At 63.6% G+C, this 16,643-nt stretch carries 15 protein-coding genes; 9 read left to right on the forward strand and 6 right to left on the reverse strand.

The genetic code is table 11. The annotated features are described in order from the left end of the window. Window positions 1–73 precede the first annotated feature (73 nt). The gene (locus tag NDN01_RS17920; RefSeq protein WP_272623099.1) at window positions 74–346 is read left to right on the forward strand and encodes a DUF6118 family protein; all 273 of its coding nucleotides are present in this window, start codon (window positions 74–76) and stop codon (window positions 344–346) included. Window positions 347–418: 72 nt separating this feature from the next. Here the strand turns inward: NDN01_RS17920 and NDN01_RS17925 are convergent, their stop codons facing one another. After that, a complete protein-coding gene (locus NDN01_RS17925; protein WP_272623100.1) occupies window positions 419–2,713 on the reverse strand; it encodes a serine/threonine-protein kinase in 2,295 nt (764 codons plus the stop codon). A gap of 148 nt (window positions 2,714–2,861) precedes the next feature. Further along, window positions 2,862–3,374, reverse strand: coding sequence for an ECF-type sigma factor (locus tag NDN01_RS17930; RefSeq protein ID WP_272628292.1), 513 nt, complete (start codon window positions 3,372–3,374; stop codon window positions 2,862–2,864). A 308-nt stretch (window positions 3,375–3,682) separates the two neighbouring features. On the opposite strand from NDN01_RS17930, the gene NDN01_RS17935 reads away from it, so the two are divergent. Genes NDN01_RS17935 through NDN01_RS17945 form a run of 3 tightly spaced genes read left to right on the forward strand, consistent with a single transcriptional unit; the run spans window position 3,683 to window position 7,586 of the window. Further along, window positions 3,683–5,605, forward strand: coding sequence for an autotransporter outer membrane beta-barrel domain-containing protein (locus NDN01_RS17935; RefSeq protein WP_272623101.1), 1,923 nt, complete (start codon window positions 3,683–3,685; stop codon window positions 5,603–5,605). Between the two features lie 38 nt (window positions 5,606–5,643). After that, window positions 5,644–5,916: a hypothetical protein gene (locus NDN01_RS17940; protein WP_272623102.1), complete on the forward strand. Its 273-nt coding sequence runs from the start codon at window positions 5,644–5,646 to the stop codon at window positions 5,914–5,916. Next, window positions 5,913–7,586 (forward strand): DHA2 family efflux MFS transporter permease subunit, encoded by a 1,674-nt coding sequence (locus NDN01_RS17945; RefSeq protein ID WP_272623103.1) that lies wholly within the window; start codon window positions 5,913–5,915, stop codon window positions 7,584–7,586. Before NDN01_RS17940 ends, NDN01_RS17945 begins: the two co-directional genes overlap by 4 nt. A gap of 227 nt (window positions 7,587–7,813) precedes the next feature. Here NDN01_RS17945 and NDN01_RS17950 read toward each other — a convergent pair whose 3' ends face one another. After that, window positions 7,814–8,182 carry a hypothetical protein gene (locus tag NDN01_RS17950; protein WP_272623104.1) on the reverse strand — a complete coding sequence of 123 codons (369 nt, stop codon included), beginning with the start codon at window positions 8,180–8,182 and terminating at the stop codon, window positions 7,814–7,816. A gap of 134 nt (window positions 8,183–8,316) precedes the next feature. Between NDN01_RS17950 and NDN01_RS17955 the strand changes: the two genes are divergently transcribed. From NDN01_RS17955 to NDN01_RS17965, 3 genes are all read left to right on the forward strand, one after another. Next, window positions 8,317–9,339 (forward strand): transferrin-binding protein-like solute binding protein, encoded by a 1,023-nt coding sequence (locus NDN01_RS17955; RefSeq protein WP_272623105.1) that lies wholly within the window; start codon window positions 8,317–8,319, stop codon window positions 9,337–9,339. Between the two features lie 142 nt (window positions 9,340–9,481). Continuing rightward, window positions 9,482–10,702, forward strand: coding sequence for a surface lipoprotein assembly modifier (locus NDN01_RS17960; RefSeq protein WP_272623106.1), 1,221 nt, complete (start codon window positions 9,482–9,484; stop codon window positions 10,700–10,702). A 21-nt stretch (window positions 10,703–10,723) separates the two neighbouring features. Continuing rightward, a complete protein-coding gene (locus tag NDN01_RS17965) occupies window positions 10,724–12,382 on the forward strand; it encodes a DUF6065 family protein (RefSeq protein ID WP_272623107.1) in 1,659 nt (552 codons plus the stop codon). On the opposite strand, the gene NDN01_RS17970 is transcribed toward NDN01_RS17965, so the two are convergent. Together NDN01_RS17970 and NDN01_RS17975 are read right to left on the reverse strand one after the other, a co-directional pair. Further along, window positions 12,374–12,604: a hypothetical protein gene (locus tag NDN01_RS17970; RefSeq protein WP_272623108.1), complete on the reverse strand. Its 231-nt coding sequence runs from the start codon at window positions 12,602–12,604 to the stop codon at window positions 12,374–12,376. The genes NDN01_RS17965 and NDN01_RS17970 overlap by 9 nt on opposite strands. Window positions 12,605–12,710: 106 nt before the next feature. Next, window positions 12,711–12,992 (reverse strand): hypothetical protein, encoded by a 282-nt coding sequence (locus tag NDN01_RS17975; RefSeq protein WP_272623109.1) that lies wholly within the window; start codon window positions 12,990–12,992, stop codon window positions 12,711–12,713. A 374-nt stretch (window positions 12,993–13,366) separates the two neighbouring features. On the opposite strand from NDN01_RS17975, the gene NDN01_RS17980 reads away from it, so the two are divergent. Both NDN01_RS17980 and NDN01_RS17985 read left to right on the forward strand, forming a co-directional pair. After that, window positions 13,367–13,702, forward strand: coding sequence for a hypothetical protein (locus NDN01_RS17980; protein WP_272623110.1), 336 nt, complete (start codon window positions 13,367–13,369; stop codon window positions 13,700–13,702). A 51-nt stretch (window positions 13,703–13,753) separates the two neighbouring features. Next, on the forward strand, window positions 13,754–14,389 hold the full coding sequence (locus NDN01_RS17985; protein WP_272623111.1) for a hypothetical protein: 636 nt from the start codon (window positions 13,754–13,756) through the stop codon (window positions 14,387–14,389). A gap of 552 nt (window positions 14,390–14,941) precedes the next feature. Here the strand turns inward: NDN01_RS17985 and NDN01_RS17990 are convergent. Further along, a complete protein-coding gene (locus NDN01_RS17990) occupies window positions 14,942–16,192 on the reverse strand; it encodes an NRAMP family divalent metal transporter (RefSeq protein WP_272623112.1) in 1,251 nt (416 codons plus the stop codon). Window positions 16,193–16,643 lie beyond the last annotated feature (451 nt).

Genomic DNA, 16,643 nt, shown 5'->3' on the forward strand with positions numbered 1-16,643 from the left:
GATCCGCTGTCAGCCGATCATCGGGAGTTGACGCGGATGCCGCAGGCGGCGGGGTGCTTGCCGGATGCCTGCTATGGTCCTTCTTTCCCGGCACCTCGGCCGCGCGCTCCCGGCAAGCTGGCATCTGCCCAAACGTCTCGCCGCGCATATCATCGGGGAGCCGACTTTATGGGAATCCGGTATCCGCCTGATGCGCGCAGGCTCGCCGCAGGCATGGGAGGCGATCACCGCCGCCGCGCAGATGCGGCATGACAACCGCAATACCATCGCCGCGTGCGAACAGGCCGCCGCCAAATCCAGGCAGCCGGTGCGATGCATCGTACGGATCGCTAGCCCCTCATCATGACCGCGTCATATGGGAGAGAGTGCGAAACTGACCGTATGGTCGGCTCTTGCCAAAAACCGCCGCTGATAGGAGCTAGCCTGATAGACAGTGCTGCTGCACGTTCTTCCTGGCAGGCGAGATACCTTCGGTCCGATCTTCTTCGGCAAGATGGCCCGATTTCTCGATCAGGTCATAGAGGCGGAGATAGGTTCGCCAATTGGCGCAGGCGTCGCCAAACCGACCATGTTTCCCCTGCTCGTCCGCCAGGTTGCCGAGCGTGACGGCATAGTTGCGCAGGCTACGCATATCCTTCGGGTTCCGCTGCCAGGCCCAGCGATACTCATCCGCCGAACTGCGCATGACGGCAAAGCCTTTGTCGAGCTGACCGAGAATGACCAGCGTTTCCCCGCGCGACTGTTCAAACATCGCCAGCCGCCGCTGTGCGTCATCGTCATCCGGTTCGAATGCCAGCACGACACGGATTTCCGCCACCGCGCTGTCGAGCAGCGCGAGGGCTTCGTGAGGATCGCCATAGTCCATCAGCGCGGTCGCCAAATTCCAGCGGATGTGCGCCAGCCTGCGCCGTACCTCGATATTGGCGGGGAAGCGCGCCAGCGCCAGTTCCAGCGGCACCACCGCCGCCCGATAGCTCGCCATCGCCTCCTTGTGGCGATGGAGGTAATAGAGTGCGTCAGCCTTCCGCTCAAACACCTTTGAACGCAGCTTCAGCGTGTCGAAATCGTCACTGGCGCGCAGCAGGGCGATGGCCTGATCGGCATCGCGGATCGCCAGATCGTTGTGCGAAGCCCAGCGATCTACCGAAGATTGAGCGAGATAATATCGGCTCTTCCGGTAGTTCGAGAGAGCGGAGCCGTCGGTGAGCATCGTCTTCGCCGACGCGAGATCGCGGGCCGCACGCATCTCGTCGCTTTCCCCGTTCTGGGCAAGAAAGGCGGAATCGAGCAGGGCGTCGAACAAGATCGCGCGCGCGGCAGGATCGTTCCGGGCCTGTAGCAGCGCGATCGCCGTATCGATGTTCCGGCGCGATGCCTTGCCGTCGCCCAGACTGGCCATGCCGGGGCTGCCCTGAACATTGGCAAGGCGCAACAAGCCCTGCGCCGCCTCCAGCTTCACCTCAGGAACCGTCGATCTGCTGCCCGCCAGTCGATCCAGATATCGTTGCGCGACCCCAGCCACCTGCCGCCGCAGCTTCAGGGTGCGGGGATGCGCCACAAGCTCGTCGTAAAGCGTGAACAGCAGATAGCGCGCGGTGCCGCGGGCGTCGTCGAACCGCGCGCTCGCCTCGATCCGTTCGCGCTCGGCCGCCTGATAGCTCCAGCCGGCATAGCCTAACACGCCGAGCAGGGCGGCGGACACAAGCAACCCCTTCCAGCGCCGACGAACGAACTTGCGCGCCACGTAGAGCCACGTGCGCGGGATCGCGGCCAGCGGTTCGTCACGCGACCAGCGATCGAGGTCGGCGGAAAGATCAGGGACGCTGGCATAGCGATCCTCCTCATCGAGCGCCGTCGCCTTGCGTGCGATCGCGGCAAGCTCGCGACCCTGCGCATCGCCTGCCGATACCTCCAGCAACCGCCCCAATGCGAATACATCGTCCGCGATGGAGGGCGGCGCCCCGGCCAGCCGCGCGGGACTCGCATAGCCGCTGGTCACCACACCGGACAGCAGGACGGCGCCTGCCTCGTCGGTCAGCAGACGGGCGATACCGAAGTCGAGCAAACGCGCGCGGCCGTCTCGATCGACCAGGATGTTTCCGGGCTTGAGATCGCCATGCGCGACGAGACGGCCATGGGCATAAGCGACCGCGCCCAACATCTGACGAAACAGTGCGATCCGCCCGGCGAGTGGTAGCGACGCACAGGCTGCATCGAGCGGTTCGCCATCGACATATTCCATGACGAGACAGGCGCGGCCGTCATCGGTGTTCCCGCCGTCGATGAGCCGGGCGATGTTCGGATGTTCGAACCGGGCGAGGATGCGGCGTTCCGCCTCGAACGCCTCGCCCGCACGCACCCGCAGATGCGACTGGATCAGCTTGATCGCGACCGTCTGGTCGAACAGGCCATCGCAGCGTTCGCCGCGCCACACCTCGCCCATGCCGCCCGACCCCAGGGGCGCGACGAACCGGAACGCGCCGAACCGCTCGGGCGGATCGGCGAACATCACGGCCAAGCCCTCCGGCCATTCGGTCGGCATCGCATCCGATAGCGACGCCATGCCGATGATCCTGCGCACCCGATCGACCACCGCCGGGTCTTCACCGGCGAGCAGCCGCGCACGCAGGTCCGCATCGTCCGGATCGTCCGCCAACTCCTCCATGATCTGCAGCACGCGACGCTCGATCTCGCTGCCGCCGATGTCGGTCACGCCCGGCTCCGATGAACCGTCGTGACCGACAAACCCGCCCCTCCGAACATCTCGCTGTTCCCCAATCCCGTCATCCGCCATTCCCCAATGCGCGAAACAGCGGAGAAATGGCCACGACGCGGACGACTATCGAGCGGGCGCCCTCCGCTCACGCGGCGATGCGATCGAGCAGCCACAGCCGCGCGGATTGCCAACGACGGGTCACCGTGCGCTGCGACAGCCCCGTCGCAGCGACGGCCTCGGCGAGCGACAGGCCGAGCATGAAGCGCAGTTCGACGATCTCGGCATGTTCGGGCGAATGGGCGGCAAGCGCCGCCAGCGCCTCGTTCAGCGCCTCCAGATCGATCAGCTTCCGCGAATCCGGCAACATCGTGATGATCAAGGGCGCCTGACGCTTGCCGGCCATCGCCTTGCGCGCCTCACCGATCAGTATCTGGCGCATCGTGCGCGCCGCCAGCGCGAGCATGTGGCCCTGGTCCGCCACCCCATCCAGTTTCGACCTGAGCAGGCGGATCGCCGCCTCATTGGCTAGTTCGGTCGGCTGGATGACCCGCGCCGCCGCATCGCGCTGCACCAGCCGCCGGGCGATCCGGCGCATATCGCCATAGCAGGCGGTAATCAGCGCCTCCGGCAGGGCATCCGTTCCGGGATCGTCGCGCACGTCGAGCAATATTCGATCTCCCGCGACCGGAGCGGCATGTCCCACCGATCGGCCCGACCCGATCATAGGTCATTTCAGCGCCGCCGCTTCAAGTGAATTTCTTGGTCCTGTCGGAATTTCATCGATGGTTCGGCGACGGCGGCGAAAATATTTTCGCCGGTCGTGGCCAGTTTTCGCGCCGTTCGCACATTCCGAAATGAATGGGGTGGTTGAGCGTGCCTCGCGGCGGCCTGCGTCCCCACGCATGGGTTTGGGGTCAACATCGCCTTCCGGGCGGAGGATCGGAGTTGCGTTGTGAAGGGGGCTTCATGAAGAACAGAAAAATTTCGAGAACTGCAATGCTGCGCGGCGCGACCGCGCTCATGGGCAGCCTGGCAGCCAGCCTGTTCCTGGCCTCGCCCGCTGAGGCTGCGACCGGGCAGACGTGCATCATCAACGGCTATCGGGTGGCGTTCAACACCGGCAACACCCCCATATTCGATGACTCAAGTGTCTATGCCACCGGCAGCCCGACAGTGTGCGATTATGCCGTAGCCAATCCGTCCAGCCTGACACTAGTAACGGATAGCCACGGGACATATTATCATTCGACCGTTCCGGTCGATCTCTATTCGGACCCAGTGAACAGCACGCGTTACTATCTGGCGAACACCCAGACGCTGGTGATCAACCCGGCCACGCAGGCCACGACGACAGTCAACACCTATGCGACGACGATCCAGGGCAAACTGCTCGGTGGCAGCCTGCTCTACAATCAGAGCTTCGACCAGCCTTATGCCAGTGCGACGGTCCAGGCGGGGGTCGCTGCGGCAAGGCTCGCCATCACGACCGCCGGCGGCCCCGGTGTGGTGCTCTCGGCGCCCACTCTCGTCTCGCATACGGTTGCGACAAGCTCGGCCACCACTTCCGTCTACACATTCAACCACGTCGCGACGGCCGACCACATCACCACCGTCGAATATGTGGGCGGCCCGGGCAGCCTCCCGCTGATCTCCCTCACTACCGGGCTGTCGCTGGTCGGCGATCCCGCCTATAATGGCGTGCAGACCGTTGGGGTGAACGGCGTCAACAGCACGACGCCGGTCCTCGTCGGGCAGCTCAGCGACTGCAGCGCGGCGGCGGCGACGCAAAACTCGACGACCAAGCCCGTCTGCACGACACTCGCCGGCCATCAGGTGCGCTTTGGCTGGGGAGCCGTAGCCTACGTCGCTACCACCAACGACACCTATTATGTCGACAAGGCTGACACCGTCACTACGACGACGCTGACCAGCGAGACCTATCTCCTTCAGGGCATCGTCAAGCCGATCGGCGTCATCCATGCGATCGCGGCACAGGCCGCGTTCGATACGAGCGAGGGATTCTGGCAACGCAGCCTCGACCGGTTCGGCGCCGATGGTGGCGATCGCTGGCGGCCTTGGATCGCCTATTGGGGGCAGTCACGCGGCACGGCCGGGCGCGGCGGCGCAGTCGGCGACTGGCGCAGCGGCACTGGCGTAGAGGGCGGGCTGGCCGTCCGGATCACGCCAGGCCTGATCGTTGGTGGAGGGATCAGCGCCGGCACGGGCCATCTCGCGCTCGACGACGCCAGCGAGAGCGCCCGGCTCCGACAGGTCGATGGCGGCATCTTCGCACGGATCGGCCGCGCCAGGGGGCTGGCGTTGCGTCTGGGCGCGGGCATGGGCGGTGGCCATGTCTCCTCGATCGTCACCATTCCGATGGTGACGGACAACGCCGCCGCGCGCGAAAGCGTTCAGACGCGCTGGGCGCTTGCGGAGGCGAGCGATCGGATCGCGGTCGCTGGCGGGCGAATGGTCATCACGCCGCTCATCGGCATCGGCTATACCCGCGTGCGGCTCGACGGTTTCACGGAGAGCGGCTCCGACTATGCGCTCACCGCCGGAGCCGCAACGCAGCACCGGCTTCGCGAATGGGCCGGCGGGGAGGTTGAAATCCCGGTCGTGCCCGCCCTGACGCTCACCGCGAGCGTCAAGGCGATCCACTATGATGGAGACATCGCGCCAAGCCGCGCCGTGGCCTTCGTCAATTATCCCGGCAATGCCGCCCTCAACGTGACGGCGGCGCCAATGGCCCGCTGGGGCGCCGCCGGCGCGCTCGGTTTCGAAGCACGTCTTGCACCCGCGATTTCGCTGTTCGGCACCGGCCAGATTCTCGCGCAGGACGGCCGCACCGACAAGGGTGTGACGCTCGGACTGCGGGGCCGCTTCTGAACGCACCTGCTCGCAACCACGATCGTGAGGAGCGCACCATGAGACCAGCCAAGGCGTTCGTTTTCCTGATTGCCGCGATCGCGACGGCACGCGGCGTCATCAGTGCGCCCGCGTGGGCCGAAGACCTTGAGCGGAAGGCCTGTTTCGTCGATGCCAAGCGCCTGTGCCCGACCGAGGTGAAGGCGCTGAGCCGGAGCCGGGTGCGCGTCTGCCTGCTCGCCAGGGTTGAACAGACCTCCCTCGGGTGCCACGCATTCATCCTCAAGGCACAGGCCGACAAAAAGGCTGGGACCAAGGGGGCTGCACGGTGAATGCGGTCAGCCCTGCCGCCACGCCCGCACTGAACATGCCGGACCTGGACAGCCCCGGCGTTCGGGTCTGGCTGGGCTATGGGCTGATGTGCCTTGGCTTGTTCATGGCGATCCTCGACCTGCAGATTGTCGCGACATCGCTGCCGACCATCCAGCGCGGACTGAACATCAATCCCGACCAGATGAGTTGGGTGCAAACGGCCTACCTCACCGCCGAGGTCGTCACGATCCCGCTGTCGGGGCTGATGATGCGGGCACTTTCGCTACGATGGTTGACCGCACTCGCAATCGGCGGCTTCACAATCGCATCGGCTGCCTGCGCACTCAGCACCGGTTTCGAGATGCTGGTGGTGACGCGCATCGTCCAGGGTGCGTTTGCCGGCATGATTATTCCTCTCGTCTTCACCGCCGTCTTCATGCTGTTTCCCTCGCGCCTCGAAGCGCTCGCGACCTCGATCGCGGGCGCGCTGGCCGTGCTCGCCCCGTCGCTCGGTCCCGTCGCGGGCGGCTGGATCACGCAAAGCTTCAACTGGCACTGGCTCTTCCTCGTCAATATCGCGCCCGGTGTTGCGGCAACAGTCGGAACCGCGTGGCTGCTGCCACGCGGCGACAGTGACTTCAGGCTGTTGCGTCACTGCGACGGTGTCGGCCTCGGGCTACTCGCCGCAGCGCTCGGGCTGCTGCAGGTCGGGCTCAAACAGGCCCCATCGGACGGCTGGTTGTCACTGACTGTGATCGGTTTGCTCGTCGGCGCGCTTGTGGCGATGCTTGCCTTCGTCCGGCACAGCCTGGCGCGGCCGGCTCCGCTCGTCAGGCTCGCGGTCCTGCGCGACGGCCGCGTCGCAACCGGCAGTGCGCTTAACTTCGCGCTTGGCGCGGGAATGTTCGGGGCTGCATATCTGATGCCGCTGTTCTTGGCACTCGTTCGCGACCTCGATGCGCTGGCTATCGGCGAGATCATGCTGGTGACGGGCGTCGCGCAATTGGTGGCGACGCCGCTGGCGGTCATTCTCGAAAAGCGTGTCGAACCGCATCTGCTGAGCATTTTCGGCTTTGCACTGTTCGGCGTGGGGTTCCTGATGAGCGGATTCCAGGCGCCAGACAGCGACGCGGCGGCGATGTTCTGGCCGCAGATCGTGCGCGGTGCGGCAATCATGCTGTGCATCCTGCCCCCGACGCGGCTTGCGCTCGGCCATCTTGCGGTGACCGATGTGCCCAATGCCAGCGGATTGTTCAACCTGATGCGCAATCTTGGTGGCGCGGTGGGCATCGCGCTGATCGACACTATCGTCTTTAACCGCACCCCGACGCTGGCATCGGGGATCATCGCGCGGCTGCACGCCGGCGACGTTCCGACCGCGCGCTTGCTCGGCCTGCCAATCGACGAGTTCCTCGCGCGACACAACGAGCCGATCGATGCCGATACGCGCGCGCTGATCGAGCCGCTGATTCGTCATCACGCGCTCACGGGCGCGATCAACGAGGCATGGCTGGCAATCGGGACCATCATGCTGATCGCCGTCGCCGCCACGCTCGCCATTCTGGTTCACAGGCACCGCGATCGTGCGCCGGTCAATCAGTCGGCCGCGCTGCACCCGAGCCACGAAATTTCCTCCCGAGATAGCAACCCGTTGACCCAAATGGAGATAAACGATGTACAAGCAGTATAGCCTGTCGGCGAAAGCCGCGGCCGTCTCGGCCGCCGCCACTTTGATTGCCGCGCCGATCGCCGCACAGACGGTACAGCCGAGTGCGCCGCAGGCCGCCGCCACGAAGATCAAACCTGCGAAGAAACATCGTCTGCGTCTGAGCACGGCGTTGCCGGTCGTCCTCGTCGGCGCGGCAGCGGCGGGCGGCGTTGCGCTCGCAAGCAACGCGAAGTCGTCCTCGCCGAGGTCTACGCCGACCCCAACTCCGACGCCAACTTCGACCCCAACGCCCACGCCGACACCGACGCCGACACCGACACCCACTCCGACGCCAACTCCGACGCCAACGCCAACGCCAACGCCAACGCCGACACCCACTCCAACGCCAACGCCAACGCCAACTCCGACCCCAACCCCAACTCCGACACCCACGCCGACGCCGACGCCAACTCCGACGCCGACGCCGACGCCAACGCCGACGCCAACTCCGACCCCAACGCCAACGCCGACCCCAACGCCAACGCCAACGCCGACACCAACGCCAACGCCAACGCCGACACCCACTCCGACGCCAACGCCGACACCCACGCCGCCGCCAACCAGCTACATGCCGCCATCGAATACGTTCTCGAGCTTTCCGGCGCCGGGAACACCGGGTGCGACTCCGCCGACGACTGCGGCAGGCGGCTATCAGACGGCGACTTCAAGCGGTTACAGCTTTTCAGATGGCACGACCAAGACGCCCGACAACATGGCCTCGCCCCGACAACTACCGCGGAACCCAGCACCCGCGGGAACCGTCTTCGCGCTTACCCAGTCCGCGATAACCTACGCGGCGAGCGGGCAGACGCTCAATTCGCTCGGTTATGCCCAGGGCGGCAGCGTCTCATTTGCCGCCGATACAGCAACCAACGCTGGCGGTGCGACGGTGACGGTCGGTGCATTGCAGAGTGTCTACGACGCATCAGGGGCGGGACCGATCGAGAAATATATCCTGACGATCAATATCCCCAGCCTGGGTATCAACCAAACCTACGATGCAAGCAATACGATCACGGTCGGCAATGCGCAGTCCACCACCACCACCGGCTATGTCCAGATCACCAGCGGCGCGAGCGCGGGCAAATATCTCGACTTCAACATCACATCGCTCGCCTGGCTCGCGACGGGTAGCTGGAATACGACCAATGTGGCGCCCCCGGCCAATGGCAACGATGCACTCAACGAGGCGGGCAGCGCCAGCACCTTTCTCCTCGGCTACCAGACGCCGGTATCGGCGATGCCCACGACCGGCCAGGCAATCTACTATGCCGGCGCGAACGATCCAAATGGCAATCCCGTCACCAGGGTTTCCATCGGTAGTTTCTTCAATGGCAATGGTGGCCCCAATGCCGCGATCGCCGGTGTCGTCACCATCACGGCGAGTTTCGCGGCGGGCGGCGGAAACATCACCGGAACTGTCAACAACACGACCGCGACTTATCTGACGGGATATAACGCCTCCGGGTCGGCGGTCTATGCCACCCAGCCGTGGAACAATTTATCGCTGACAGGCAACATTGCGGGCAACCTGATCTCGGGCACTGCCAATGTCACCAGCAATCCGGCGAACTCGACCTCGCTCGCGTCCGGCGCGTCCGGCGCGATCAAGGGTGGCTTTTACGGACCAAACGCTGATCAGATCGGGCTGATCGTCAACCTCAACGACTCGAAGAGTGCGTTCGTCGGGGCGATCGGGACCGCGACCAAATCCAACGTCATCATCCTGCCTTAGTAAGGCGCGGATGACAATGGTGAGGTTCGCCCAAGTCTGTTTGGGGGCGGTGGCGGTTGCAGGCGGCGGAGGTGCAATTGCCTCCGCCGCCGAGCGTCCGGCTCCGCCGCCCCAGGCAGTTCCCGCGCCCATCGCGCGGACGATGATGAGCGACAACGATGCCGCCGCGCTGATGATGCAGAACGGCGATATGGAAAACGCGCGCAAGCTGCTGCTCCGCGCCGAAAAGGAACGACCCGACGACCCGCAGACCCAATTCCTGCTGGCGATGCTTGATCTGGCGGCGGGCGATTATCCCGCCGAGATCCGTCGTCTTCGCCGTATCCTCGTCCGTCACCCCAAGGCGGCACGCGTGCGGCTTGAGCTGGGGCGCGCCTTCTTCCTGGCGCGCGACTATGACAATGCCGAACGGCAGTTCCGCTTTGCCACCGCAGGAGGGCTCGAACCCGGCGTCCAGACGAACATCAACCGCTTCCTGATGCAAATCCGGCAGCTGCGGCGCTTCACCTATAACTTCGCGATCGCGATCGCCCCAGACACCAACCTCAATGCCGGCCCGGCGATCGACTCGGTCAATCTCTACGGCCTTCCGTTCCAGCTCTCGCAAAGCGCGCAAAAGACCAGCGGCGTCGGGCTGTCGCTCGATCTCGGCGGCCAGCTGGCACTGCCGGTCGCGACGAACGTCAAGATGGTGCTTAGCGGCCAGCTCCATCGCTCGCAATATCGTGACGGCATGTTCGACGACATGACGCTCTCGGCGGGTGCGGGGCCGCGGATCGTGCTTCATCGCTGGGACGTCAGCGTGCAGGGCTTCGCATTGCGCCGCTGGTTCGGTGATCGAACGTACAGTGACACGATCGGCGCGGGCGTCGATGCGACCTACTACGCCAACGCCCGGCTCGGCGTGCAATACGGGCTGTCGCATCAGCGGATCGATTACGCCGTTAACCCGCTGCAGAGCGGCACCGGCACCACTGTGTCGCTTGGCGGATTCTACACACCCAATGCCAGCACGATCCTCAAGGCAACGATCGCGCAAACGCGTCAGGGGGCCGAGGTTCCAGGCTATGCGAACCGCTCGACGCAGTTCGGTGTGACTGTCTATCACGATTTCAAGGGCGGCTTTTCGGCGTCAGTTCAACCGAGCTACACGCTGACCCATTATGACGGAGTACTAGCGGCGTTTGGCATCGCGCGGCGCGACCAGCTCGCAGCAGTGCAATTGACGCTCCTCAACCGCCGGCTCGACTATTTTGGGTTCACGCCCAGGGTCATCCTGTCCTTTGCTAACAATCGTAGCGACATTCCCCTCTACACCTTCAAACGGGCCCGCGTCGAAATGGGCCTGACTCGCATTTTCTAATTGCAGGAGCACGGCCGCCAGATGGATTTGACCTGTTATGTGTTTCCGGAGTGGCAGCCGCGTATCCGGGCCGCAGTCATGCAACGCGACTGGATGGACAGGTCACCCGAATCCTTCGCGTATCGCTGCCTTCCCCTCGGGATTGCCAACGCCCACGGCTGGGAAATCCTGAGCCCCTGTGCGTTCGAGGCCGAATGGAACGGCGGCGGGCAGCCCGAAGACGTCACGATCCGCATCGACGAAGGTTGCACATATCCGACAAGGCCTGTCGCTCTGTTCGGACAGGGCACGCTGACCTTCCATATCGAAGGGCTGATCAAGACACCGCCGGGTTGGAACCTGTGGGTCGGCGGCTGCCCCAATACTGCGAAGGATGGCATTGCGCCGCTTGGCGGGGTGATCGAGACCGACTGGTCGCCCTACTCCTTCACGATGAACTGGCGCTTCACACGCGCGCTTCACCCGATCCGGTTTGAGGAGAATGAGCCTTTCTGTTTTTTCTTTCCGGTCGAGCGGCGCACGATCGAAGCGATCCGCCCGGCATTCAGGTCGATAGACGACGCGCCCGAACTCAAAGCGCAATTCGAGACGTGGAGCCGGTCCCGCGACGCCTTTCAGGCCGCGGTCGCGGCCTCACCGCCCGCCAAGCCCGCCGACAAATGGCAGAAGCTCTACTATCGCGGCGTCGATCCATCGGGGTTCGCACTTATCTGCGATCATCAGACGAAGGTGCGGGCCGCCGAATTCGATGCGGAATTGGCTGCCAGCTACGTCTCACCGCCACCTGCCGGACAGACATCCGATGCTAGGACGGTGGTCACCCCCGCCGACCAACTGACAGTGGCGTTATCCAAACGCAACTGGCTCCTGCGCACGCGGGCGGAACTTCGCGCGCTTTCCCCGGCGGCGAGCGGTATCCACAGGAAAACGGGGTTGTCGCCGCGGTCTTTTCTCGACGGGCATTACGCCCGCAATCATCCCGTCGTGCTTGGCGATGTCGCCGCCGGCTGGCCCGCGCGCAAACGCTGGTCCGCCGCCTATCTCCGCGACCGGCTGGGCGACGCAGTCGTCGAGGCTCAGTCGAACCGCACAGCCGACCGCAGCTTCGAGCGCAATAAGGACGCGCACCGGGATGAACTTACTTTCCGACAGTTCATTGAACGGATCGAGGTCGGCGGGAACGATCTCTACATCACCGCTTATAACTCCGGTGCAAACCGCGATGCGTTCACCGTCCTTGCCACCGACATTGGGCAGATCGACGGGATCATCGACCCCGAATCTTCAACCGCCACGGGCATGATGTGGATCGGGCCGGGCGGCACGTTCACGCCCTTGCACCATGACCTGACGAACAATCTGCTTGTCCAACTGGTCGGGCGTAAGCGGCTCGTTCTGGCGGCGCCCGACGAAGTTTGGCGGCTCTACAATGACCAGCACGTATTCAGCCAGATCGATGATCTCCGGGGCAGCATCGATTTCGCCGCATTTCCACTGCTCGAAGGGATCACGCTGCATGAGATCATCCTCAATCCCGGCGATGCCATTTTTCTCCCCGTGGGATGGTGGCACCAGGTCGAAGCGCTCGACTTCAGCGTCTCGATTACGTTCACCAACTTCGTCTGGCCAAACGATTCCTACGCGCATTATCCGTCTGCCGCCGTTGCAGAATCAGCTTAGCTTCCAAACGGACTGGTGCTCGCTGCCGATCCTCGGCTGACAGGCCGCCACGGTCAGGGCTGTTTCAGAATCACAAACAGCGGCGTTGCCGCAATCATCCAGCGAGCACGCGACGTTTGAGATCTCGGTGAACTGGTGGCGTGTCGGCGCCGCCTGCGCGATCCCCCCTTCAGGCGTGAAATCATAAAAGCGGAATGGTCGAACGCCGTGCGAGAACGGCATCCCATAAAAAGGAAGAGCGCGAGCGCCTCTGGCGTTGACATCCCGGCACGCTCCACCACCGCCGCTCATTCTCCCTAAGCCTCTCACATTAAAAACATCTTCCCGTTCATGGCAAAAAATTCATGCAACAGGGTTGAACGCAAGGCGTTTGGGCGACGTCCCCTGATGCAACGGGGACTCCATAAATGAGGAACCTGACATGGCTACCAACAAGCACGCGTCCAGCGATCACCATCACACCGCCGCCTCGCATCACGAAGCAGCCGCCCACCACCATCGCGAAGCTGCCCACCATCACAATCATGGCCGCCATGACGAGGCCAAACAGCACGCCGCGTCTGCCCAGGAGCACAGCACCGCGGCTCATGGCCATTCGAATACGGCGCACGGACACTCCACGAAATAGCAGCAGCAACTCCTTGGGCCGCCGCTGTCGAGCGGCAGGCTCAAGGAGCGGCGCTGGAATCCGGCCGGCATCGCCCTTTCGTCGCTCGCCTTCTACGCCAAAAATGGTGCCACGCCACGGAACGTCGGGCGTGCCGGAGGGTTAAGGGCAAGAGATTTTGCGAGCCCAGGACAATCGCAAGCACTGGACACGCGTCGCGGGGAAGCAATGCCCAAAGCATTTCACCTCGAGACAACCAAGTATCTCGATAAGGCGATCAAGTCTTACTACCCTTCCGACGTCAATGAATGCGCCGCCGGATTAGCCGCGGACATAGCGAGATCGGTGATTCTCCAACTTTCGTGAGAGGACATTATATGAAATTCCTACCAACCACCTTGCTCGCGGGCGCCCTGGCAATAGGCATCGGGAATCCAGCCTTGGCGCAAGGCCAGGCCAGCCCCGCTGCCAGTCCCCACGCCCAGCAGAATCCAGCGCTGAAATCGCCGAAACGGATGACCGGGGTACCGCTGGCCAAAGGTCATAACTCCTTCACCAGCACAGAAGCCCGCAACCGGATTCGGAAGGCTGGATATAGCGATGTCCAGAACCTGAAGCTGGATCCCGACGGCCTTTGGCAGGGAACGGCCTTGCGTCGCGGTCAAAGGCTTCATGTCGCTCTCGACTACAAAGGCAACGTGGCCTCGCGATAAGCACCGGATTACCCCTCCCCTTCAAGCCGGCGTGCCGGCGAAAGGAATTTTATGAACCACATCATCACCCGGCTCTTTGACGATTTTGCCGATGCGCAGCATGCCGTTATCGAGCTTGAACGCGTGGGCGTATCGCATGGCGACATCAGCCTGGTCTCGCACAAGTCCCACCCGAAGCACGCCGGCGTCAAAGTCCGCGAGCCTCATGACCATACCGCAGGCGAGGCCAGCGCGATTGACGGCGGCGTCGGTGCCGCGACCGGCGGCGTTCTCGGCGCGGCGGGCGGAGCGTTGGCCGGCCTCGGCCTTCTCGCTATTCCAGGTCTCGGACCGGTCGTCGCCGCGGGCTGGCTTGCCTCGGCTGCGGTCGGCGCGCTCGTTGGCGGCGCCGTCGTCGGGGCCGCCGGCGGCCTCGTAGGTGCGCTGACTCATGCGGGCGTGAGCCAGGAAGAGGCCGACGTCTATGCCGAGGGCGTACGCCGCGGCGGCACCCTGGTCAGCGCCAAGGTCGACGACGAGCATGTCGCCCTCGCCGAAGCGGCGTTGGACTCCACCCCGTCCGTGGACATTGCCACGCGCGGCGCTGCCTATCGACAAGCGGGCTGGACCGGTTTCGATGCCGAAGCGGCACCCTATTCCGACGCGGAAATATCGGCTGAGCGAACACGGTACGTTAGTCGCGTTTGAGGGTATCGCGGCGGGAGAGCACCTGCCCAGGCGGGTGCCTTTCGGCAGATGAGTACGCCTCGGCGATATCGCGGCCCGACACCACGTGTCGGGTTGAAAAAACCGCGTGTCTGAGCGCCTGCAAGGCGCGTAGACACGCGGCCGGTGCCGTGTTCATCGCTTCACGGAAGCTTCTGCACCACCGGGGCGTCCAAACATGCTCCCCAAAATTCATGTCATCGGTAAATGCTCGCCAGAGATGAGGCGAGTAATGCGGCGAAGCCGATTTCGCAGAGCATATCGGTCCCATTGCTCTGAAGTCGGAAACGGTCGGAACCGCTTGAAAGCAGCTATCCTATGTGATCGCTCCTTCGTACCGGTGCCCGCACCGCGATGAACCGACAGTTCTGAAGGTTGTTGTAGGCGGTCGGTGCGCGTGTTGCGAGGCGCACCAGACGCGCGTCAACTTCGATCTGGGCGGGCAATCATGGTGGGGATCCTGTGCGCCAACCCGGCAAGCCAGTTCCGCTCGATGGCATTTCCGCGCGCGCCGGTTATTCGACATGCGCCGCCCTAACCTGGAAAGACGACCATCGCGACGGCGGCGGCCCCCATCACGCCGGTTGCAAGCCAACCAAAAAACTTGAGCGACGTGGAGGCCACGAACTCACCCATGATGCTTTGTTTCGATACGACGATCATCAGCCCGATGAGGACGGGAACCGCCACCACGCCGTTGATGACCGCGCTCCAGAACAATGCCTTCATTGGGCTGACAGGAGACCAGTTGATCGCGAGGCCGAACAGCATGCCAAGCGTGATCACGGCATAGAAGGCCTTTGCCCGCATTGGCTTATGCTCAAGGCTGGCGTTCCAGCCGCCGATCTCGCAGATCCCATAGGCCGACGAACCTGCCAGAACCGGCACCGCCAGCAAGCCGGTTCCAATGATGCCGAGACTGAAGACGGCGAACGCCAGATTGCCCGCAACAGGTTTGAGCGCCTGGGCGGCGTCGGCGGCACTCTGAATATCGGTCTTGCCGGCGGCGTGCAGCGTCGTCGCGGTGCCTAGAATGATCGCGAGCGCGACGATGCTGGACACCGCCATGCCGACAAAGGTATCCCACCGGATACGACTGAGCGCATCGGGCGCCTGTGTCGGCTTCTTCTTCAGCGGCTCCCGCTCGTCACTCTGGTCGAGGTCTTCAACCTCCTGCGCCGCCTGCCAGAAGAAAAGATAGGGACTGATCGTCGTGCCGAAGATGGCAACAACCGTGGTGACCGCTCCTGCCCCGACAATCGTCGGAATAACCAGGCCTGTCGCCGCTGCGTGCCAATCCACCTTCACCATGAAGATCAGCGCGATATAAGCGAAGAGGATGAGCGTGAGCCATTTCAGGATATTCACGTACCGGTGATAGGGCACGAACAGTTGGAGGAGCAGCGAGAGGATCGCGAAGAAGATGGTGAAGCCGTGAGTCCAGCCGCCAACGACCAGAGAAGACGCCTCGCCCATCGCGGCGAGATCAGCCCCCACATTGATCGTATTGGCAATGAAAAGCAGCCCGATCAACAGGATGACAAGCCAGCGCGGCATGATCTTGCCGAGGCTGTTCCCCAAGCCCCGCCCTGTTACGCGCCCGACCCGCGCACTGGCGAGTTGCACGGCAACCATGAGGGGATAGCACAGCGTCATCGTCCACATCAGGCTCTTGCCAAATTGAGCCCCGGCTTGGGAATAGGTTGCGATCCCGCTCGGGTCGTCGTCGGCAGCCCCCGTCACAAGCCCCGGGCCAAGCCGCTTGACCTTGTCGAACATGCTCATGCTTTGCTCCGCTCGCTCTATCGTAAGGGAGCAGCCCAGGTCAGTGACCATGCCCTCCCTTTATTATGTTTCACAAGCGAAACGCTGCTCATGAGACGGAGTTGCGCAAGCCGGCCGAATTCGCATTGATCACGATTAAGGCGCCCACGATATCGGATCGATGGGGATGGTCGCGCGGACCAGGTAAAGCATTCTGTATCCGGTCGTCGACCCCTCTGAAGTGCTGGCCATGCCGCATATCGGCATCGGCGAAGCTTGGGAGTTCGGCGCTGCTAGAGCGCGCGAGTTCATCGGCGGCTAGCTCGTACCAGGCGCGACATAACGATCCAGCTGCCATATTCCTTCGCTAGACACTGCGGTGAGTGCGGGCGCAGAGTTGCGGGGTAGCATTGCGATCGTCAGGACCGATGAGTTGCCGCGACATGCCTATGCCTTCTCGCCAGCCGGCATA

Origin of the sequence: Sphingomonas sp. QA11 (assembly GCF_028473665.1) — a bacterium.
GTDB classification, from domain to species: Bacteria; Pseudomonadota; Alphaproteobacteria; order Sphingomonadales; family Sphingomonadaceae; genus Sphingomonas; species Sphingomonas phytovorans.

Bases quoted from the DNA above. Each gene is read 5' to 3' on its own strand.
- NDN01_RS17960 (WP_272623106.1), top strand. From the start codon at position 9,482: ATGATGAGCGACAACGATGCCGCCGCGCTGATGATGCAGAACGGCGAT.
- NDN01_RS17940 (WP_272623102.1), top strand. From the start codon at position 5,644: ATGAGACCAGCCAAGGCGTTCGTTTTCCTGATTGCCGCGATCGCGACG.
- NDN01_RS17990 (WP_272623112.1), bottom strand. From the start codon at position 16,192: ATGAGCATGTTCGACAAGGTCAAGCGGCTTGGCCCGGGGCTTGTGACG.
- NDN01_RS17965 (WP_272623107.1), top strand. From the start codon at position 10,724: ATGGATTTGACCTGTTATGTGTTTCCGGAGTGGCAGCCGCGTATCCGG.
- NDN01_RS17980 (WP_272623110.1), top strand. From the start codon at position 13,367: ATGAAATTCCTACCAACCACCTTGCTCGCGGGCGCCCTGGCAATAGGC.
- NDN01_RS17955 (WP_272623105.1), top strand. From the start codon at position 8,317: ATGGCCTCGCCCCGACAACTACCGCGGAACCCAGCACCCGCGGGAACC.
- NDN01_RS17970 (WP_272623108.1), bottom strand. From the start codon at position 12,604: ATGCCGTTCTCGCACGGCGTTCGACCATTCCGCTTTTATGATTTCACG.
- NDN01_RS17950 (WP_272623104.1), bottom strand. From the start codon at position 8,182: ATGGCGGCATGTAGCTGGTTGGCGGCGGCGTGGGTGTCGGCGTTGGCG.
- NDN01_RS17985 (WP_272623111.1), top strand. From the start codon at position 13,754: ATGAACCACATCATCACCCGGCTCTTTGACGATTTTGCCGATGCGCAG.
- NDN01_RS17920 (WP_272623099.1), top strand. From the start codon at position 74: ATGGTCCTTCTTTCCCGGCACCTCGGCCGCGCGCTCCCGGCAAGCTGG.
- NDN01_RS17935 (WP_272623101.1), top strand. From the start codon at position 3,683: ATGAAGAACAGAAAAATTTCGAGAACTGCAATGCTGCGCGGCGCGACC.